Below are 21,203 nucleotides of genomic sequence, written 5' to 3'. Positions count from 1 at the left end.
GACTACCTCGGTACAGTTTAGATTATTTCACTGAATCTTTCAGCGCTTTACCTGCAACAAATGCTGGAACATTTGCAGCAGCGATTTGGATCTCATCACCAGTTTTTGGGTTACGACCAGTGCGAGCTGCACGGTGGTTTACTTTAAAAGTACCAAAACCAATTAGCTGAACTTGATCGCCATCTTTAAGAGCATCTGTAACACCGCCAAGAGTCGCTTCTAGAGCAGCTTTAGCTTGTGCTTTAGAAAGGTCCGCTTTTTCAGCAATAAAGTCGATTAATTGAGTCTTGTTCATTTTAGGTTTCCCTTCTTTGTATTTTTGAATTCAATTCACTCTAAAACATAAATGCCCCATCTGGCAAAGGTTTGTCGTCGATCTTTAGCTCTAATGCCGTAGTTTTAGCCATAATATGAGTAATAACTCACAATTTGTTACTGATTTTATTAAGCAAGCCCTTGTTTAAAAGGGGCTGAGAGCAAAATTAATGATGACCTAGCCACTACTTTTTCACTATAATCCACGCTGAATCGCTGCTAAAGCGTACAATTTAATTTAAGGGCAAACATGCTGCTGCTATCTATTTACGTCTCCATTGCTATTGGAGTTTCTTTCATTTGTTCTGTTTTGGAAGCTGTACTTTTGAGTATTAGTCCGAGCTACATTGCTCAACTAAAACAAAATGGGCACCCTGCAGCAGAGTCTTTAGACAAACTGAAAACAGATATTGACCGCCCGCTTGCGTCAATTTTAACGCTCAACACCATCGCCCATACTATCGGTGCTGCGACAGCAGGTGCACAAGCGGCTGTCGTTTTTGGTAGCCAATGGTTAGGTGTCTTCTCTGCCGTGCTAACGCTAGGTATCTTGGTATTATCTGAGATTGTTCCAAAAACCATTGGTGCAACCTACTGGCGTCAACTTGCTCCTGCTTCGGCAAGCGTGCTTCGTTGGATGGTGTTCTTCCTAACACCGTTTGTATGGTTCTCAGAACAGATCACCAAACGTCTTGCTCGTGGCCACCAAGCACCAAAAATGCGTGATGAGTTATCTGCAATGGCGATTTTGGCAAAAGAGAGCGGTGAATTTGCAGAAGGCGAGTCAAAAATCCTGAGCAACCTACTGGGTATTCAAGATGTACCCGTGACTCAGGTAATGACGCCGCGCCCAGTGGTATTCCGTGTTGATGCGGAAATGAGTGTGAATACGTTCCTAGAACAACATAAAGACACGCCATTCTCACGTCCGCTGGTTTACAGCGAGCAGAGTGACAACATCATCGGTTTTGTTCACCGCTTAGAGCTGTTTAGATTGCAGCAAGCCGGTTGTGGTGAGAAAGCTTTGGGTGAAGTAATGCGCCCTATCCACGTGTTGCTGAACAACATGGGCTTGGCTAAGGCCTTTGACCAGATGATGGCAAACCGCCTGCAACTGTCTTTAGTTGTGGACGAATACGGCACTATTCAGGGCATCATCACCCTAGAAGACATCTTTGAGCACCTAGTGGGCGAAGAGATTGTCGACGAAGCGGATAAGACGACTGACATGCAAGAACTGGCGTTCCAACGCTGGGAGAAGTGGAAAGAGACACACGGTGTTATCGAAAACCGCGATGACGAGGACGAGGAAGAAACTCCAGCAGACAACGACTCTTCAGATGCAAAATCAACGAATGACGACGACGCATCAAAAGATAAGGCATCAAAAGACAAAGTGTAGAACGAAGACAAAAAAGACGCTTAATCTAAATTTGATACCGTCAGATACAACAAAGGCTCCCTAGGGAGCCTTTGTTTTTATTCGTACCTTGGTGCAATTGCGAATTATAGCGCAACACCAATGTTACTGACTGGGTCTTCACGCAGTTCGTGGCGTAGGTCTTTGATCAGCTCTAAGTCACGCTCAGTCGTTTCACGTAGAGGTCGGAAAATGGCCCACTGAACGTCCCACTCTTCACACACCGCTTCGTTTTCTTTCTGGTTTTCGTTCGTCACTTCTTCAGCGCCTTGAGCAAACTCAAGCTCAGCAACCGTCTTCACCGATTGTTGACTCACTTTAATTACCGCTTCCAACATATGTTCACGGTCAAGCAGACCATGAATTAGCGTTGCTAGGCCTTGGCATGCGTCCATTGCTGGGTAAACACCATAAAAATCAAAATCATCACCGCTAGGGAATAGCTCTTCAACCTTCTCAAGTTGACGCTCAAAGTTCACCTTTGCTGTTTTAACCGTCAGGATTTCCCAAATGCTATCCAAAACATCACGATAGATTCGAGCTTCCGCAAATTCTGTATTCTCACAAAACATGGCATAGTTAGGGTACATACGCTCACATAGACACGCCATAAAGGTAATTTGTTGCCAAGGTTCTAACTTTTCAAGACGAACCTGCAGTGGATTCTGAAGCATAGTCACTCAATAATTGCAGAAAAAGACAGCGAAAGTGTACTTGATAAACCCTGGGGGGAAAAGGTAAGCCGATGAACAATTTTACGAATAAGCTCTATATTCTTACTGAGCATGACGATACCTATACGCAACTGATTCTAAACCAGGATTTACCCGACCTAGAAATCACTCAAAACCCCAAATCAGCACAGATTGTCTTGGCGTCACCACCTCTAATCGCAGAGCGCCTCGGCGAGTTTAAAGAGCTAGACTGGGTACAGAGTACCTATGCCGGAATCAATAAACTCACTCAGCCAGATCTGCGTCAGGACTATACGCTAACCAACGTCAAAGGCATCTTTGGTCCGGCTATCGCAGAATACGTATTGGGTTACACAATCAGTCACTGTAGACACTTCCCTCATTACCACCAGCATCAACAACAACGAAACTGGCAGCCACAGCTTTATACTAGCCTAACTGACAAAACTATGGTGATTTTAGGAACAGGTTCAATCGGCAGTCATTTGGCAAAAACCGCGGCGGCTTTTGGTATTCATACCATAGGTGTCAACCGTACCGGCATCCCATCCAAACAAGAAACCTTTAAAGAGACTTTCCACATCAATGAGATAGAGGCTGCCCTTAAGCAGGCCGATATTGTGGTCAACACCTTGCCATCAACCGCTGAAACCTATCAGCTGTTGAACCAAACCACGTTAGGTTACTGCTCTAATGTGTTGCTGTTTAATGTCGGTCGAGGGGAAAGCATCGACAATAAAGCCTTGTTGCTCGCCATAAAAAACAGATGGGTAGAACACGCATTTTTAGATGTGTTTGAAAGTGAACCCCTCTCTCAGGAACATCCTTTCTGGAAACTACCGCAAGTCACCATCACTCCACACATCGCTGCACTCAGTGAGCCAAGACAAGTAGTCGAGATCTTCGCAGAGAATTACAAACAGTGGCGAGATGGCTTTACACTTAATCATGTCATCGATTTTGATAAAGGTTACTGATGTCCTCTTCGTTACTTAAAGAGATTCGACAATGCCGAGCTTGTGAGCCTCACCTATCACACGGTGCTAACCCGGTGATTCAAGCGCATCCAAACGCGCGCTTGCTGATCATAGGTCAAGCGCCGGGTATCAAGGTGCATGAGTCGTCGATCCCTTGGAATGACGCGAGTGGCGAACGATTAAGAGGATGGTTAGGGATAGATAGCGATACTTTTTACGACGAGCAAAAAGTCGCGATTGTGCCTATGGGGTTTTGTTATCCGGGGAAAGGGAAAAGTGGTGATCTTCCACCACGCAAAGAGTGCGCGGAGCTTTGGCATAACAAAGTGCTGCAATCTCTACCCAATATTCAAATGACACTGCTGATTGGCCAGTACGCACAAAACCATTACCTAACAAACAAGACCACCAGCACATTGACCGAAACCGTGCGTGATTGGCAAAGGTGGGCGCCTGAGTTTTTGCCATTACCCCACCCTTCGCCACGCAATAATATCTGGCTCAAGAAGAACCCTTGGTTTGAAAGTGAAGTCATTCCTTATATCATGAAACACATCTCTGAGCATTTGGCCTACCATGATCCAAATACCTAATTAACTGCACACAACAAGATTAAACCGCCATCAAATGCCAATTTCAGGCAATAAAAAAGCGCTGTTGGTTTCCCAACAGCGCTTTCAATAATCTTACTCAGAATTACTTGTGGTAAGGCTTAGACAATTCGTGAACAGCGTCAACGAATACACCAGCGTTCTCTGGCGGTACATCTAAGTGGATACCGTGGCCTAGGTTAAATACATGACCGGTACCACCGTCGCCGAAGCCTTCAAGGATGCTGCCCACTTCTTCGCGAATACGTTCAGGCTGAGCGTAAAGCATTGAAGGATCCATGTTACCTTGCAGAGCAACTTTGTCGCCGATGCGAGCTTTTGCATCTGCGATGTTGATAGTCCAGTCTAGACCAACCGCATCACAACCTGTTGCTGCGATAGACTCAAGCCACATGCCACCGTTCTTAGTGAACAGAGTAACCGGTACTCGACGACCTTCGTTTTCACGGATTAGGCCATCAACGATTTTGTGCATGTATTGCAGTGAGAATAGGTTGTAGTCACGAGGAGTCAGTACACCACCCCATGTATCAAATACCATTACCGATTGAGCACCCGCTTTAATTTGCGCGTTCAGGTATTCGATAACACTGTCAGCCAGCTTATCTAGAAGCAGGTGCAGCGTTTGTGGCTCTGCGTACATCATCTTCTTGATCTTAGTGAATGCTTTAGAGCTTCCACCTTCAACCATGTATGTCGCTAGAGTCCATGGGCTACCAGAGAAACCAATCAGTGGCACTTCGCCTTTCAGGTCTTTACGGATCTGACGAACGGCATTCATTACGTATTGAAGCTCACCTTCTGGATCTGGTAGGCCAATCTTCTCTACGTCAGCTTTACACGTGATAGGACGCTCAAACTTAGGACCTTCACCTGTTTCAAAGTACAAACCTAAGCCCATTGCATCAGGGATAGTTAGGATGTCTGAGAACAAGATTGCCGCATCAAGCGGGAAACGACGTAAAGGCTGAAGTGTTACTTCTGATGCCAGTTCAGCGTTTTTGCACAAAGACATGAAATCGCCCGCTTCAGCGCGCGTTGCTTTGTACTCAGGAAGATAGCGGCCAGCTTGGCGCATCATCCATACCGGTGTGTAATCAACAGGCTGTTTTAAAAGTGCGCGTAAATAGCGATCGTTTTTTAATTCGGTCATTCCGTTAAATTCCAATTCAATCTTGTCTAGTTTTGATGGCAAGTATTCTAACACTGATTGAAGGGTAAAAGCTGTGTGCTTTGCAACCTAGATCAAGTTATTAACTTTTAAATCAATGCTTAATTTGCACCCAATTACGGGAGCATGTTAAAAATTTGTTCGCTAGCGAAAATTACAATTATAACATCTGAGTAGTCACTACTCAGCATCTCATAACGACATCTTACTTACCCCCTCCACTTGTGGAGGGTTTTTTTTAGCTTTTGATCACCCATAGGCCAAATACTATCACAGGCAAATTAGTGCTCTAGTATCTGCTCAGTCACACCATCTTTCATCACGTCATCAACGGTTTTCTCAATCAACTGTCTCGCAATGGTTCCAACAGGAGCAACATCAGGTAGGCTTGTTACGTCAAACCATTGAGCATCCGATAGCTCGCTGTAGTCAGGCTTGAGCGTACCACCAGCATAATCTGCGAGAAAGCCCATCATCATACTCGATGGAAACGCCCATGGCTGGCTGCCAAAATAACGAATATTATCGACATCGATACCCGTTTCTTCTTTGACTTCTCTTGCCACACACTGCTCTAAGGTCTCTCCGACCTCTAGGAAGCCCGCTATCACGGTATACATACCTGTCTTATGTCTTGGGTGCTGCGCAAGCAATATCTTGTTGTCGTTTCGTACAGCGACAATGATGCACGGGAAGATACGAGGATAATGAAGTGTGCGGCAATCTCCACACTGCATCGCCACCTGGTTATGGTTGAGATGATTTCGACCACCACACTGAGGGCAAAAACGCATACTTTGAGTCATATGCCCATATTGGATGGCTTTGCTTGCAGTCAAGAAACTCACTTCAGGCCAGTGCAGTAACTCTCTTAGGCTGACCATGCTCAGCTCATTCTCCACATCACAATCGTTGAGCCAATACACCTTGCGACCTTGATGCTGACCAATACAGATTGCATGCTCCACACTCAGCCCAAGCTCTTCAGCAGAGCCAAACGGAAACTGATCATTATTAACCCAAATATCACTACCAGAAACGACGCACCAATAAGCTTGCTCTGTCATTTTGTTATCACTTTTTTTTAACATCCCTATGCCTCATTGCTTGCAGTTCGTTCATTTTACTGGCAATCTAATTTCATACTAGAGTTGTAGCAGAGAATATTTCAAGCTATTACTTTTAGTAGCTACCAATAAAACGGACCCTGCTTAGGCAATTACTTGATCACAAGGTTGTGATCAGATCATGAGGACATGGTCATGCTAAATAAATTCAAACAAATACAAGAACAATGGGGTGGCTCTAATGAGGTCATCGATCATTGGCTCGAAACTCGACAGTCTCTAATCGTTGAATATTGTAAGCTAGGTGCCTTGCAGCCAGCTAGCAACGGGCAATCAAACGTTGTTGAACTCCCTTCCCCTAAAGAAATAAGCTCATTCTGTGATCATGTTGTCGATTATATCTCAGAGGGTCATTTTAAGATCTACGATATGGTCATGAAAAAATGGCAAGCAACAGGCTTTAAAACCAATGACGAGATTGATACAACTTACGCGAAGATCGTACTTACAACCGAGCCGCTTCTAGAATTCAATGATAAGTACGTTAAAGTAAATGCAGACGATGAGTTGCCTAACTTCGAAGGAGATATGTCCAAAGTAGGTGAACTACTCGAACTACGTTTTGAAGTAGAAGATAATCTTATCCAGCTTATTGCAGACAGTTTAGCGATTCCACCAGGCGCTTAGTTAGCCGAATCCTTAATAAGCTTGCCTCTGTGCAAGCTTTTTGTTTTGTCTGTAAGGTTATCCAAACTACCCAGAACCTTTCAGACAGAGCTTACTCGCTCGCCCTGACCTTTAGCCATAAGCATATGGTTACAGCCCTAATCAGCCTAGTCATCTCTACCCTTTATCTTACTGGCCTCAAAGAGCACTCTTCAGGACATAAATCCAACCTCACCAGCTAGATAAGCACACCTATCACTTTATAAGTCATAGCTAAATACCAATACGCCAGATACAAAAAAGGCACCCGAAGGTGCCTTTTTCTTATCTCTTAGAGACTACTCGTAGAGCTTACTCTTCTGAAGAGAAACCAGCGTTTAGAAGTGCTGCTAGATTGTCAGTAGCTTGTTCAGCTGAAGGACCTTCTTGCTCTTCTTCACGTTGTTTTTGACGCTCTTGGTGGTATGCGAAACCAGTACCAGCTGGGATCAGACGACCAACAATTACGTTCTCTTTCAGGCCGCGAAGGTCATCACGCTTACCAGAAACCGCAGCTTCTGTTAGTACGCGAGTCGTTTCTTGGAACGATGCAGCTGAGATGAATGACTCAGTTGCAAGAGATGCTTTAGTAATACCTAGTAGATCACGTTCGAAACGTACTAGTTCTTTACCTTCAGCTTCTAGCTTACGGTTAGCAATCTTAACATTGTGGTACTCAACTTGTTCGCCAGGTAGGAACGGAGAGTCACCAGAATGAGTGATTGTACACTTACGTAGCATTTGACGAACGATAGTCTCGATGTGCTTATCGTTAATCTTTACGCCTTGTAAGCGGTAAACTTCTTGAACTTCGTTCGCGATGTACTGAGTTACTGCGTGGATACCACGTAGACGCAGGATATCGTGTGGAGTTTCAGGACCGTCGGCGATTACATCACCACGTTCAATCTTCTCACCTTCGAACACGTTCAATTGACGATGCTTAGGAATCATCTCTTCGTAAGCGTCACCGCCTTCACGAGTGATTACTAGACGACGCTTACCTTTCGTTTCTTTACCGAAAGACACAGTACCTGTGTGCTCAGCAAGGATCGCAGGCTCTTTAGGCTTACGAGCTTCGAATAGGTCAGCTACGCGTGGTAGACCACCGGTGATATCTTTGTTTCCGCTCGATTTTTGAGGGATACGAGATAGTGTGTCACCGATGCCAACTTCAGCGCCATCTTCGATGTTTACAATCGCTTTGCCAGGTAGGAAGTAGTGAGCTGGCATATCAGTACCAGGGATCATTACGTCGTTACCTTGCTCATCAACAAGTTTGATAGCTGGACGCATATCTTTACCTGCTGCTGGGCGAGCTGCTGCGTCTGTAACTTCACTTGAAGAAAGACCCGTTAGATCGTCAGTTTGACGAGAAACTGTAATACCATCGATCATATCTACGAATTGGATACGACCTGCCACTTCAGTGATGATTGGCATGGTATGCGCTTCCCAGTTAGCTACAACTTCACCAGCAGTAACTGCTGCGTTGTCGCCTTTGGTTAGCATCGAACCGTAAGGAAGTTTGTGCTTCTCTTTAGTACGGCCGAATTCATCAATAATCGTCATCTCAGATGCACGAGAAGTGATAACCAGTTTCTTATCTTTGTTAACTACGAACTTAGCATTGTGAAGTTTCACAGTACCAGTTGTCTTAGCTTGGATGCTGTTCTCTGCTGCTGCAGTAGATGCCGCACCACCGATGTGGAACGTACGCATCGTTAGCTGTGTACCCGGTTCACCGATAGATTGTGCAGCGATAACACCAACTGCTTCACCTTGGTTCACTAGGTGACCACGTGCTAGGTCACGACCGTAACACTGTGCACAACAACCGAAGTCTGCATCACAGGTAACAACAGAGCGCACTTTCATGCTATCTACTGAGTTGTCTTCCATGATTTGACACCACTTCTCATCAATCAGAGTATTACGTGGAATCAGTACATCTTCAGTACCAGGCTTAAGAACGTCTTCAGCTACTACACGACCTAGAGCAAGCTCAGAAAGTGCAACTTTAACGTCACCACCTTCGATGTGAGGCATCATGTCGATACCTTCATGCGTGCCACAGTCATGTTCGTGTACTACAACGTCTTGAGCAACGTCTACTAGACGACGAGTTAGGTAACCCGAGTTTGCTGTTTTCAGTGCTGTATCCGCAAGACCCTTACGAGCACCGTGCGTTGAGATAAAGTACTGAAGGACGTTTAGACCTTCTTTAAAGTTCGCTGTGATCGGCGTTTCGATGATTGAACCATCTGGACGCGCCATCAGACCACGCATACCTGCTAGCTGACGAATCTGAGCTGCAGAACCACGTGCGCCCGAGTCGGCCATCATGTAGATGCTGTTGAACGATTCTTGCTGTTCTTCTTCGCCGTCACGGTTGATAACTGTTTCAGAAGATAGGTTATCCATCATTGCTTTCGCAACGCGGTCATTCGTAGATGCCCAGATATCGATAACTTTGTTGTAACGCTCACCCGCAGTAACAAGACCAGATTGGAATTGCTCTTGGATTTCGCGAACTTCTTCTTCAGCAGATTCAATTTCATCGTATTTCGCTTGAGGTACAACCATATCGTCGATACCTACAGAAACACCAGAAAGTGCAGCGTATGCAAAACCTGCGTACATGATTTGGTCAGCAAATACTACTGTATCTTTTAGACCAAGCTTACGGTAACACTCGTTAAGAAGAGTAGAGATCTGCTTCTTACCTAACTTTTGGTTAACGATGCTGTACGGTAGGCCAGCTGGAACGATTTGCCATAGCATTGCACGGCCGACAGTTGTATCAACCATCTTCGTTTCAGTAGTGCTGTTACCATCTTCGTCTACTACAGTTTCGGTGATACGTACTTTAACGCGAGCGTGTAGCTCAGCAGTCTTAGTACGGTATGCCTTTTCAGCCTCAGCAGGGCCAGCAAGGTACATACCTTCGCCTTTCACGTTGATCTTGTCACGTGTCATGTAGTAAAGACCCAATACAACGTCCTGAGAAGGTACGATGATCGGATCACCTGACGCTGGCGACAGAATGTTATTCGTCGACATCATCAGTGTACGTGCTTCAAGCTGTGCTTCTAGAGTTAGAGGCACGTGTACCGCCATTTGGTCACCATCGAAGTCGGCGTTGTATGCCGCACACACTAGTGGGTGAAGCTGAATCGCTTTACCTTCGATTAGTACTGGTTCAAACGCTTGGATACCTAGACGGTGAAGTGTAGGTGCACGGTTAAGCAGTACTGGGTGTTCGCGGATTACTTCGTCCAGGATATCCCAAACGATAGCTTCTTCGCGCTCTACCATCTTCTTAGCAGCTTTGATTGTCGTAGCCATGCCACGAGTTTCTAGCTTGCTGTAGATGAACGGCTTAAATAGCTCAAGTGCCATCTTCTTAGGAAGACCACACTGATGTAGACGAAGGTATGGACCGACTGTGATTACAGAACGGCCAGAGTAGTCTACACGTTTACCTAGAAGGTTCTGACGGAAACGACCTTGTTTACCCTTGATCATATCAGCAAGAGATTTCAGAGGACGCTTGTTAGAACCAGTGATAGCACGACCGCGACGACCGTTATCTAGAAGTGCATCAACAGACTCTTGCAGCATACGCTTTTCGTTACGTACGATGATGTCCGGAGCAGCTAGCTCTAGAAGACGCTTCAAACGGTTGTTACGGTTGATCACACGACGGTAAAGGTCGTTCAGATCTGAAGTCGCAAAACGACCGCCATCTAGTGGTACTAGAGGACGTAGATCTGGCGGCAGAACCGGAAGTACAGTCAGAATCATCCATTGCGGATCGTTACCCGATGCAATGAACGCTTCAACTAGCTTCAGGCGCTTAGTAACTTTTTTACGCTTAGTTTCTGAGTTAGTCGTTTCTAACTCTTCGCGCATTTCTTCCACTTCTTGATGAAGGTCCATTGTTGCAAGCAGATCTTTGATCGCTTCAGCACCCATCTTAGCAGTGAATTCGTCACCCCACTCTTCTAGACGATCCAGATACTCTTCTTCAGTAAGCATCTGAGATTTTTCTAGATCAGTCATACCAGGTTCAGTTACTACGTACATCTCGAAGTAAAGAACACGTTCGATATCACGTAGAGGGATATCCATTAGTAGACCGATACGAGACGGCAGTGATTTTAGGAACCAGATGTGAGCAACTGGTGAAGCTAGCTCGATGTGGCCCATGCGGTCACGACGAACTTTAGTTTGTGTAACTTCAACGCCACACTTCTCACAGATAACACCACGGTGCTTCAGGCGCTTGTATTTGCCACAAAGACATTCGTAGTCTTTAACTGGACCAAAAATACGTGCACAGAACAGACCATCACGTTCAGGTTTGAACGTACGATAGTTAATTGTTTCCGGCTTTTTAACTTCACCAAAAGACCATGAACGGATCATGTCTGGTGAAGATAGACCGATTTTGATTGCATCAAATTCTTCGGTCTTATGCTGTGCTTTTAGAAAGTTTAATAAGTCTTTCACATTCAGCTCCTGTAAGGAGTTAAAGGAGCTCACTGCTGTAGCAAGCTCCCTTTTACCAAATAATCCTATCTTCTTTTAAAAAGAAGGAGGGATTACTCTTCGTCTTCTAGCTCGATGTTGATACCTAGCGAGCGAATCTCTTTCAACAGTACGTTGAACGACTCAGGCATACCAGGTTCCATGCTATGGTTACCGTCTACGATGTTCTTATACATCTTAGTACGGCCGTTAACGTCATCTGACTTAACTGTTAGCATTTCTTGTAGAGTATATGCAGCACCGTATGCTTCTAGTGCCCATACTTCCATCTCACCGAAACGCTGACCACCGAACTGAGCTTTACCACCAAGTGGTTGCTGAGTTACTAGGCTGTAAGAACCAGTTGAACGAGCATGCATCTTGTCATCAACCAAGTGGTTCAGTTTCAGCATGTACATGTAACCAACAGTTACAGGACGCTCAAACGAATCACCAGTACGACCATCAAACAGTTTAAGCTGACCAGATTCTGGCAGATCACCCAGTTTAAGTAGTTCTTTGATTAGAGACTCAGAAGCACCGTCGAACACAGGAGTAGCAATCGGTAGACCGCCACGTAGGTTCTTGATCAGTGTACGAACTTGATCATCAGACAGTTCAGCAATATCAACTTTCTGACGAGTATCACCAAGATCGTAAACCTTCTGTAGGAACTCACGGAACTTATGCAGTTCTTGTTGTTCCTTAACCATTTGGTTGATCTTGTCACCGATACCTTTCGCAGCCAAACCTAAGTGAACTTCTAGGATCTGACCGATGTTCATACGCGATGGTACACCCAGCGGGTTAAGTACGATGTCTACAGGCTGACCTTTCTCATCGTATGGCATGTCTTCAACAGGGTTAATCTTAGAGATTACACCTTTGTTACCGTGACGACCGGCCATCTTATCACCAGGCTGGATACGACGTTTAACCGCTAGGTAAACTTTAACAATCTTAAGAACGCCAGGCGCTAGATCATCACCTTGAGTGATTTTACGACGCTTAGTTTCAAACTTCTTATCGAAGTCTGCTTTTAGCTCATCCCACTGCTCAGCAAGTTGCTCAAGCTGTGTTTGTAGCGCATCGTCTTCTAGAACTTGCTCTAGCCATTGCTTACGACCGATAGTATCAAGCTTAGCTTCAGAGTAACCACCAGACAGAAGTACAGCTTTAACACGGTTAAGAAGGCCACCCTCAAGAATTTGGAACTCTTCAGTTAGGTCTTTCTTAGCTTCTTTAAGCTGCATCTGTTCGATTTCAAGTGCACGCTTGTCTTTCTCTACGCCATCGCGAGTGAAGACTTGTACATCGATGATAGTACCCGAAACAGAGTTTGGTACACGTAGAGAAGTATCTTTAACATCAGATGCTTTCTCACCGAAGATAGCACGTAGTAGCTTCTCTTCAGGAGTCAGTTGAGTTTCACCTTTAGGGGTTACTTTACCAACTAGGATGTCGCCACCCTTAACTTCAGCACCAATGTAAACGATACCTGACTCGTCTAGTTTAGACAGAGCAGACTCACCTACGTTTGGAATATCAGCTGTGATCTCTTCAGAACCCAGCTTAGTATCACGAGCCACACAAGATAGTTCTTGGATGTGGATTGTCGTGAAACGGTCTTCTTGAACTACGCGCTCAGATACTAAGATCGAGTCTTCGAAGTTGTAACCGTTCCAAGGCATGAATGCGATACGCATGTTTTGGCCAAGAGCTAGTTCACCAAGGTCTGTTGAAGGACCATCAGCAAGAACATCGCCACGTGCAACTGGTTCACCAGGAAGTACAGTTGGACGTTGGTTAATACATGTGTTTTGGTTCGAACGCGTGTACTTAGTTAGGTTGTAGATATCGATACCAGCTTCGCCAGGTACCAATTCATCTTCGTTAACCTTAACTACAATACGAGAAGCGTCTACAGACTGAACTTGACCACCACGTTTAGCAACCGCTGTAACACCAGAGTCAACTGCGATGTTACGTTCGATACCAGTACCTACTAGAGGCTTATCAGCCTTAAGTGTTGGTACAGCTTGACGTTGCATGTTGGCACCCATCAATGCACGGTTCGCATCATCGTGTTCTAGGAACGGGATAAGCGAAGCAGCGATAGATACTACTTGGTTTGTCGCAACGTCCATGTAGTCAACGTGATCGCGTGGGTGAAGACCAGATTCACCTTTTTGACGAGCTGTAATTAGCTCATCTGCAAACGTACCTTCTTCAGTAAGAATGGTGTTTGCTTGCGCGATTACGAATTGACCTTCCTGGATTGCAGACAGGTAATCAACTTCTTCTGTTACTACACCATCTACTACACGACGGTACGGAGTTTCTAGGAAACCGTAATCGTTACAACGTGCAAACGCAGATAGTGAGTTAATTAGACCGATGTTTGGACCTTCAGGCGTTTCGATCGGACATAGACGACCGTAGTGAGTTACGTGAACGTCACGTACTTCGAAGCCTGCGCGCTCACGAGTAAGACCACCAGGACCTAAAGCAGAGATACGACGTTTGTGCGTAACTTCTGACAATGGGTTGTTTTGGTCCATGAACTGTGAAAGCTGTGAAGAGCCAAAGAATTCTTTAACTGCAGCAGAGATCGGCTTAGCGTTGATAAGATCTTGAGGCATGATTGCATCAAGGTCACCAAGGCTTAGGCGCTCTTTAACGGCACGTTCTACACGAACTAGACCAACACGGAATTGGTTTTCTGCCATTTCACCTACAGAACGGATACGACGGTTGCCAAGGTGGTCGATATCGTCCACTTCACCAATACCGTTACGGATACCAATCAGTTTCTTCATCACTTCGATGATGTCTGATTCATCCAGAGTACCGCGCTCTTCTTCTTCTTCACGCTCAATAGAGCTGTTGAACTTCATACGGCCTACAGTTGATAGGTCGTAACGTTCTTCAGAGAAGAATAGGCTTTCGAATAGAGACTCTGCAGCTTCTTTCGTTGGTGGCTCGCCAGGACGCATCATGCGGTAGATTTCTACCAATGCAGAGATGCGATCTACTGTGCTATCTGCACGTAGAGTGTCTGACATGAATGGACCGTGATCTAGGTCATTCGTGAACAGAGTTTGTAGAGCCTTGTGGCCTGCTTGAGACAGGTTAGCAAGAGCTTCTAGGCTAATCTCTTGGTTCGCGCCAACGATGATCTCGCCAGTTGCTTCGTTGATGTAATCTTTAGATGCAACTTTACCAACGATGTACTCTACTGGTACTTCGATGTGCTCAACGCCATCTTTTTCAAGTTGACGGATATGGCGAGCAGTAACACGACGACCAGTCTCAACGTAAGTTTTACCGTTTGCTTCGATGTCGAATGACGCAGTTTCACCACGTAGACGATCAGGAACCAACTCCATAAGAAGAGTTTGGTCTTTCACTTCGAAGTTCACTTTGTCGAAGAACAGATCAAGGATCTCTTCAGTCGACTTACCAAGTGCACGAAGAATAATCGATGCTGGTAGCTTACGACGACGGTCGATACGTACGAATAAGTTATCCTTAGGATCGAACTCAAAGTCTAACCATGAGCCACGGTAAGGAATTACACGTGCGTTATAAAGAACTTTACCTGATGAGTGGGTCTTACCCTTATCACTGTCGAAGAACACGCCTGGGCTTCGGTGCAGCTGGGATACGATAACCCTCTCGGTACCATTAATTACGAAAGTACCATTGTCTGTCATAAGCGGAATTTCGCCCATGTAGACTTCTTGTTCTTTAATGTCTTTTACAGTACCTGCTGGTGCATCTCGATCAAAGATAACTAGACGTAGTTTTACGCGTAGTGGCTTTGAGTAAGTAACACCGCGGATTTGACATTCTTTAACGTCAAAAACTGGCTCACCAAGACGGTAGCTAACGTATTGCAGCTCAGAATTGCCGTTGTAGCTCTGAATTGGAAATACAGAACGGAAAGCAGCTTCAAGACCGTATTGACCTTCTGGATCCTGTTCGATGAATTTGTCGAAAGAATCAAGCTGGATCGATAACAGGTATGGAATGTCCAAAACTTGTGGACGAGTACCAAAATCCTTACGGATGCGCTTTTTCTCGGTATAAGAGTAAACCATGGGGTTCCTCAGCTCGCTGATAAGTGACCCAAACCACCCAAAACACTCTTCAGAGGGGGTGGTGACAAACAGCTGTTTAGTGGTAGTGAACAATCATTTCGAAAAAATGACTGTTTTTTTGCTCGGATTATGACGGTTAAACAGCGGAAATTTCGTCATAGCCCTACAGCGCAAAAAGGCCGGTGGTTAATAAACCACCAGCCATTAGCCTTGCGGCTATGAAATTAAGTAATAATTACTTGATTTCAACAGAAGCGCCAGCTTCTTCTAGCTGTGCTTTAAGAGCTTCAGCTTCAGCTTTGTCAACGCCTTCTTTAAGCGCTGCAGGAGCTGAGTCTACAAGACCTTTAGCTTCTTTAAGACCTAGGCCAGTTGCGCCACGTACAGCTTTGATAACTTGTACTTTGTTAGCGCCAGCAGCAGTTAGGATTACGTCGAATTCAGTTTGCTCAGCAGCAGCGTCGCCGCCAGCTGCGCCACCAGCTACAACTGCAGCTGCAGCTGAAACGCCGAATTTCTCTTCCATAGCTTCGATAAGCTCAACAACTTGCATTACAGACATTTCTGCAACTGCGTCTAGGATTTGCTCGTTAGTAATAGACATAACAATTCTCTTTTAAGTCAACAATAAGTTTAATTTGCAACCAGTGAAAAGCAAGGCTTAAGCCGCTGCTTCTTCTTTTTGGTCACGTAGTGCAGCGATAGTACGAACCAGCTTGCCAGCAGAAGCTTCTTTCATGCACATCATTAGGCGTGCGATAGCTTCGTCGTAAGTTGGTAGTGTCGCTAGTACTTCAGCATCAGTAACTGCGCCTTCAAATGCAGCAGCTTTGATCTCGAAATCTTTGTTCTCTTTAGCGAAGTCTTTGAAAAGACGCGCTGCAGCACCTGGGTGCTCGTTAGAGAACGCGATCAGAGTTGGACCAGTGAAAGTGTCTACTAGACACTCGTAGTCTGTACCCTGAACCGCACGGCGTGCTAGTGTGTTACGAACAACTTTCATGTAAACACCCGCTTCGCGAGCTTGTTTACGTAGAGAAGTCATTGCGCCAACTTCAACGCCACGAGAATCAGCTACAACTGCAGAAAGTGCACCACTGGCAGCTTCGTTGACTTCAGCAACAATTGCTTTTTTGTCTTGAAGATTTAAAGCCATTTGGATTAACCTCTGGTTGTGATTACAGCACCCAATACAAAATGTATTGAGCGTTTACGATGTTATTTAAAAATGAATAAATCCACTTCAAACCACAACATCGCCTACGTAGGTTTTATTAAGCTATCAATAATCTAATGAAAATCGACAGCGCCTACGGTCTTGGGATAGATGATTTCAAATTGCTTTAAAACCACCCAACCACAAATATTAGGCGCAGAAGTATACACTAAATCTGCGCCTAAGCAAATTAGTTTGCTTGAGTATCAAGACTAGCTTGATCAACAGCAACACCAGCACCCATCGTAGTAGAGATGCTTACTTTCTTCAGGTAAGAACCCTTAGCTGAAGAAGGCTTAGCTTTCTTAAGAGCAACTAGAAGTGCTTCTAGGTTCTCTTGAAGCTGGTTAGCTTCGAAAGATGCTTTACCGATAGTAGTGTGGATGATGCCGTTCTTGTCGTTACGGTAACGAACCTGACCAGCTTTAGCGTTCTTAACCGCTTCAGCAACGTTAGGAGTTACAGTACCAACTTTAGGGTTTGGCATAAGGCCGCGTGGACCTAGGATTGTACCTAGTTGACCAACAACACGCATTGCATCTGGAGAAGCAACAACTACGTCGAAGTTCATTTCGCCTTTTTTCACTTGCTCAGCAAGATCTTCCATACCAACGATATCTGCGCCAGCAGCTTTAGCAGCTTCTGCGTTTGCACCTTGAGTGAAAACAGCAACGCGGATGTCACGGCCAGTACCGTGAGGTAGCACTGTTGCGCCACGAACGTTTTGGTCAGATTTACGAGCATCGATGCCTAGGTTAACAGCAACATCTACAGACTCAACGAATTTAGCAGTCGCTAGTTCTTTAAGAAGAGCAACAGCTTCGCTGATTTCGTATTCTTTAGTTGAGTCAACTTTGTCGCGGATTACGCGCATACGCTTAGTAAGTTTAGCCATGATCTTATCCCTCTACCACTAGGCCCATTGAACGAGCAGTACCAGCAATAGAACGTTTCATTGCTTCGATGTCAGCACCAGTCATATCAGCAGCTTTAGTTTCTGCGATTTCCTGAACTTGAGCGTCAGTAACAGTACCAACTTTCTCAGTGTTTGGACGACCTGAACCAGACTTAACGCCAGCAGCTTTCTTAAGAAGAACAGCAGCAGGTGGAGTCTTAGTTACGAACGTGAAAGAACGGTCGTTGTAAACAGTAATAACTACTGGAGTAGGTAGACCTTTCTCAACAGATTCTGTTTTTGCGTTGAACGCTTTACAGAATTCCATGATGTTCACGCCGTGTTGACCTAGAGCAGGACCAACCGGTGGACTTGGGTTTGCCATACCAGCTGCAACTTGCAGTTTGATATAAGCTTCAACTTTCTTAGCCATGATATTTCCTAATATTTTGGGTACATGCGCTAGCCGCAAGGCGAGCTCCCCATAAATTCAATTAACTCTTTTTCACTTCCACAGAAGCAAAAAGGCGCGAAATTATAATCATAATTCGCGCCTTTAACAACCCTAAAAAGGTGATTTTTTATACTCTTTAATTTTAAACAGCTTATGAACTATTTATCCACAGCTTGTTCAAAACTTAGAGTTTTAGTCCAGTTTTTCAACCTGACCAAATTCAAGCTCAACCGGTGTTGCACGACCAAAGATCGATACAGATACCTTAATGCGGCTTTTCTCGTAATCTACTTCTTCAACAGTACCGTTGAAGTCAGCAAATGGACCATCGTTCACACGAACCACTTCACCCGCTTCGAACATTGTCTTAGGACGTGGAGACTCGCTCGCTTTCTCTAGACGGTTCAAGATAGCATCAGCTTCTTTATCAGTGATTGGTGCAGGACGATCAGAGGTACCACCAATGAAGCCCATAACACGCGGAATGCTGCGTACTAAGTGCCATGATTCATCATTCATGATCATTTGAACTAATACGTAGCCAGGGAAGAATTTACGTTCACTTTTACGGCGTTGGCCTGCACGCATTTCCACTACTTCTTCAGTAGGTACTAGCACATCGCCAAATAGTTCTTCCATGTTGTGCATTTTAATATGCTCGCGTAGCGACTGTGCAACACGACCTTCAAAGCCAGAAAAGGCTTGAACTACATACCAACGTTTTTTTGGAGCTTCACTCATGAATCAGAACCCTCTACACCCCAGTTGCTAGAGAAACTAGACGGACCATAATGCCGTCAATTCCCCAAAGCACTAGAGACATAACAATACATACAGCTAAAACGATCAATGTAGTTTGCATAGTTTCTTGGCGAGTAGGCCAAACAACTTTACGAATCTCCATACGAGATTCTTTTGCAAAATCGATCGCAGCTTTACCTTTAGTTGTTGTTGCTGCAACGCCTAGTGCGGCAGCAATCAGCACAACTACACCTGCAGCGCGAATTACAACAGACAATTCACCATACAGGTAATTACCCACAACAGCAGCAGCCAACAGAACAAAAGCGACAATCCACTTCATTGTATCTGCTGCACCTGAGCTATCAGGAGTTTCAGCGTTTGCTTTCATAAAACCAACCTGTGATAAGTCTTAAATATAGACGACAATAACCCCGCTGTTGCAGGGCACATTCCTTTGCGTTGCAAAACAACACATCTAACAGTCATTTTAGTCAAAAAGACCGTTTAATTCTTTGCTAAGAGCAAAAATCGATGTCAAAACATCCAACTCTTTTTTTAGCGCAGAAAAAGGGCATCAAATGATGCCCTTTTTACTAGTGGTTCGTCAAATCTTATGCAAAGATTTTAGCTACAACACCAGCACCAACTGTACGGCCACCTTCGCGGATTGCGAAACGTAGACCTTCGTCCATTGCGATTGGAGCGATTAGCTCAACAGTCATTTGAACGTTGTCACCTGGCATTACCATTTCTACGCCTTCTGGTAGAGTGATGTCGCCTGTTACGTCAGTTGTACGGAAGTAGAACTGTGGACGGTAACCTTTGAAGAAAGGAGTGTGACGGCCGCCTTCGTCTTTAGAAAGTACGTATACTTCAGACTCAAACTTAGTGTGTGGGTTGATAGAACCTTTCGCAGAAAGTACTTGACCACGTTCAACGTCATCACGCTTAGTACCACGTAGAAGTGCACCAACGTTCTCACCTGCACGACCTTCGTCAAGCAGTTTACGGAACATTTCAACACCAGTACAAGTAGTAAGAGTAGTCTCTTTGATACCAACGATTTCTACTTCGTCACCTACACGTAGGATACCGCGCTCGATACGACCAGTTACAACAGTACCACGACCTTGAATTGAGAATACATCTTCAATTGGTAGTAGGAACGGTTGGTCAACTGCACGCTCTGGCTCAGGAATGTAAGAATCTAGTGCTTCTGCAAGCTCAACGATCTTGTCTTCCCACTGCTTCTCGCCGTTTAGTGCGCCAAGTGCAGAACCTTGGATAACTGGTAGGTCATCACCTGGGAAGTCGTATTCAGAAAGAAGTTCACGAACTTCCATCTCAACTAGCTCAAGTAGCTCTTCGTCATCTACCATGTCACATTTGTTCATGAATACGATGATGTAAGGGATACCAACTTGACGACCAAGTAGGATGTGCTCACGAGTTTGAGGCATAGGGCCGTCAGTCGCAGCAACAACTAGGATACCGCCGTCCATTTGTGCAGCACCAGTGATCATGTTTTTAACATAATCCGCGTGTCCTGGACAGTCTACGTGTGCGTAGTGACGTGCTGGAGTATCGTACTCAACGTGAGAAGTTGCGATTGTGATACCGCGCTCACGCTCTTCTGGAGCGTTATCGATAGATGCGAAATCTTTAGCAACACCACCGTACACTTTTGCAAGAGTAGTACAGATAGCAGCAGTTAGAGTTGTTTTACCGTGGTCAACGTGGCCGATAGTACCAACGTTTACGTGCGGTTTCGTACGTTCAAATTTTTCTTTAGACATGGGGTGTCCCTCTAGGTACGGATTAGGTGGCTTAAAATAAGACCACGCAACCAAAAAAAATGGTTTTCTTTATTAAAGGAGAAGAAGCTTTAGACTGGTGCTAATACCCAGAGTCGAACTGGGGACCTCACCCTTACCAAGGGTGCGCTCTACCGACTGAGCTATATCAGCACACAAAATGAGTTGGAGCGTGCAGCGGGAATCGAACCCGCATCATCAGCTTGGAAGGCTGAGGTAATAGCCATTATACGATGCACGCAACACGTAACTCTGTTTGAGCTATTTAACCTTTAGAATATGGTGGAGAGGGACGGATTCGAACCATCGAAGGCAGTGCCAACAGATTTACAGTCTGCTCCCTTTGGCCACTCGGGAACCTCTCCAAATTTTGAGCTTTCTCTCGCTTGCCTTATAGGAAGGGAGAAAGTGGTGCCGACTACCGGAATCGAACTGGTGACCTACTGATTACAAGTCAGTTGCTCTACCTACTGAGCTAAGTCG

The 21,203-nt window shown here is 45.1% G+C and carries 17 protein-coding genes and 3 tRNA genes; 4 read left to right on the top strand and 16 right to left on the bottom strand.

What is annotated here, in order from left to right:
* Positions 1–22: 22 nt before the first annotated feature.
* On the bottom strand, positions 23–295 hold the full coding sequence (gene hupA, locus A136_RS00110; protein ID WP_004729753.1) for a nucleoid-associated protein HU-alpha: 273 nt from the start codon (positions 293–295) through the stop codon (positions 23–25).
* A gap of 270 nt (positions 296–565) precedes the next feature.
* Here hupA and A136_RS00105 point away from each other — a divergent pair, with 270 nt between their 5' ends.
* Positions 566–1,717: a CNNM domain-containing protein gene (locus A136_RS00105; protein WP_017062700.1), complete on the top strand. Its 1,152-nt coding sequence runs from the start codon at positions 566–568 to the stop codon at positions 1,715–1,717.
* Between the two features lie 104 nt (positions 1,718–1,821).
* Here A136_RS00105 and A136_RS00100 read toward each other — a convergent pair whose 3' ends face one another.
* The gene (locus A136_RS00100) at positions 1,822–2,409 is read right to left on the bottom strand and encodes a YjaG family protein (protein ID WP_017062699.1); all 588 of its coding nucleotides are present in this window, start codon (positions 2,407–2,409) and stop codon (positions 1,822–1,824) included.
* A 71-nt stretch (positions 2,410–2,480) separates the two neighbouring features.
* On the opposite strand from A136_RS00100, the gene A136_RS00095 reads away from it, so the two are divergent.
* Both A136_RS00095 and A136_RS00090 read left to right on the top strand, forming a co-directional pair.
* Positions 2,481–3,407: a D-2-hydroxyacid dehydrogenase gene (locus tag A136_RS00095; RefSeq protein WP_017063654.1), complete on the top strand. Its 927-nt coding sequence runs from the start codon at positions 2,481–2,483 to the stop codon at positions 3,405–3,407.
* Positions 3,407–4,000, top strand: coding sequence for a uracil-DNA glycosylase family protein (locus tag A136_RS00090; protein WP_017063653.1), 594 nt, complete (start codon positions 3,407–3,409; stop codon positions 3,998–4,000). The genes A136_RS00095 and A136_RS00090 overlap by 1 nt, the downstream gene beginning before the upstream one ends.
* 103 nt (positions 4,001–4,103) lie before the next feature.
* Here the strand turns inward: A136_RS00090 and hemE are convergent, their stop codons facing one another.
* Both hemE and nudC read right to left on the bottom strand, forming a co-directional pair.
* Positions 4,104–5,171 carry a uroporphyrinogen decarboxylase gene (gene hemE, locus A136_RS00085; protein ID WP_017060530.1) on the bottom strand — a complete coding sequence of 356 codons (1,068 nt, stop codon included), beginning with the start codon at positions 5,169–5,171 and terminating at the stop codon, positions 4,104–4,106.
* Positions 5,172–5,470: 299 nt separating this feature from the next.
* Entirely contained in the window at positions 5,471–6,280 is an 810-nt protein-coding gene (gene nudC / locus A136_RS00080; RefSeq protein ID WP_017060529.1) for an NAD(+) diphosphatase, read from the bottom strand.
* A 165-nt stretch (positions 6,281–6,445) separates the two neighbouring features.
* On the opposite strand from nudC, the gene A136_RS00075 reads away from it, so the two are divergent.
* Positions 6,446–6,943 (top strand): Rsd/AlgQ family anti-sigma factor, encoded by a 498-nt coding sequence (locus A136_RS00075; protein ID WP_032546263.1) that lies wholly within the window; start codon positions 6,446–6,448, stop codon positions 6,941–6,943.
* 330 nt (positions 6,944–7,273) lie between these two features.
* Here the strand turns inward: A136_RS00075 and rpoC are convergent, their stop codons facing one another.
* From rpoC to A136_RS00015, 12 genes are all read right to left on the bottom strand, one after another.
* Complete coding sequence (gene rpoC, locus A136_RS00070) at positions 7,274–11,476, bottom strand: DNA-directed RNA polymerase subunit beta' (protein ID WP_017060527.1); 4,203 nt, start codon at positions 11,474–11,476, stop codon at positions 7,274–7,276.
* A 92-nt stretch (positions 11,477–11,568) separates the two neighbouring features.
* Positions 11,569–15,597: a DNA-directed RNA polymerase subunit beta gene (gene rpoB / locus A136_RS00065; protein ID WP_017060526.1), complete on the bottom strand. Its 4,029-nt coding sequence runs from the start codon at positions 15,595–15,597 to the stop codon at positions 11,569–11,571.
* 235 nt (positions 15,598–15,832) lie between these two features.
* Entirely contained in the window at positions 15,833–16,201 is a 369-nt protein-coding gene (rplL, locus tag A136_RS00060) for a 50S ribosomal protein L7/L12 (protein WP_017060525.1), read from the bottom strand.
* Between the two features lie 57 nt (positions 16,202–16,258).
* On the bottom strand, positions 16,259–16,753 hold the full coding sequence (rplJ, locus tag A136_RS00055; protein ID WP_017060524.1) for a 50S ribosomal protein L10: 495 nt from the start codon (positions 16,751–16,753) through the stop codon (positions 16,259–16,261).
* Between the two features lie 250 nt (positions 16,754–17,003).
* Positions 17,004–17,708 (bottom strand): 50S ribosomal protein L1, encoded by a 705-nt coding sequence (gene rplA, locus A136_RS00050; protein WP_017063651.1) that lies wholly within the window; start codon positions 17,706–17,708, stop codon positions 17,004–17,006.
* Positions 17,709–17,712: 4 nt separating this feature from the next.
* Positions 17,713–18,141 (bottom strand): 50S ribosomal protein L11, encoded by a 429-nt coding sequence (rplK, locus tag A136_RS00045; RefSeq protein ID WP_010435555.1) that lies wholly within the window; start codon positions 18,139–18,141, stop codon positions 17,713–17,715.
* A gap of 213 nt (positions 18,142–18,354) precedes the next feature.
* Entirely contained in the window at positions 18,355–18,903 is a 549-nt protein-coding gene (nusG, locus tag A136_RS00040) for a transcription termination/antitermination protein NusG (RefSeq protein ID WP_010435556.1), read from the bottom strand.
* A gap of 13 nt (positions 18,904–18,916) precedes the next feature.
* Entirely contained in the window at positions 18,917–19,294 is a 378-nt protein-coding gene (secE, locus tag A136_RS00035; protein WP_010435558.1) for a preprotein translocase subunit SecE, read from the bottom strand.
* Between the two features lie 223 nt (positions 19,295–19,517).
* Positions 19,518–20,702: an elongation factor Tu gene (gene tuf, locus A136_RS00030; protein WP_010435158.1), complete on the bottom strand. Its 1,185-nt coding sequence runs from the start codon at positions 20,700–20,702 to the stop codon at positions 19,518–19,520.
* A gap of 95 nt (positions 20,703–20,797) precedes the next feature.
* A tRNA-Thr gene (locus A136_RS00025) sits at positions 20,798–20,873 on the bottom strand.
* A gap of 13 nt (positions 20,874–20,886) precedes the next feature.
* Positions 20,887–20,961, bottom strand: a tRNA-Gly gene (locus A136_RS00020).
* 39 nt (positions 20,962–21,000) lie between these two features.
* Positions 21,001–21,085, bottom strand: a tRNA-Tyr gene (locus A136_RS00015).
* Positions 21,086–21,203 lie beyond the last annotated feature (118 nt).

The organism is Vibrio crassostreae 9ZC13 (assembly GCF_000272045.2).
Taxonomy (GTDB): domain Bacteria; phylum Pseudomonadota; class Gammaproteobacteria; order Enterobacterales; family Vibrionaceae; genus Vibrio; species Vibrio crassostreae_C.
The sequence above is the reverse complement of the archived record's forward strand: the minus strand, read 5'-3'. Positions and strand labels throughout refer to the sequence as shown.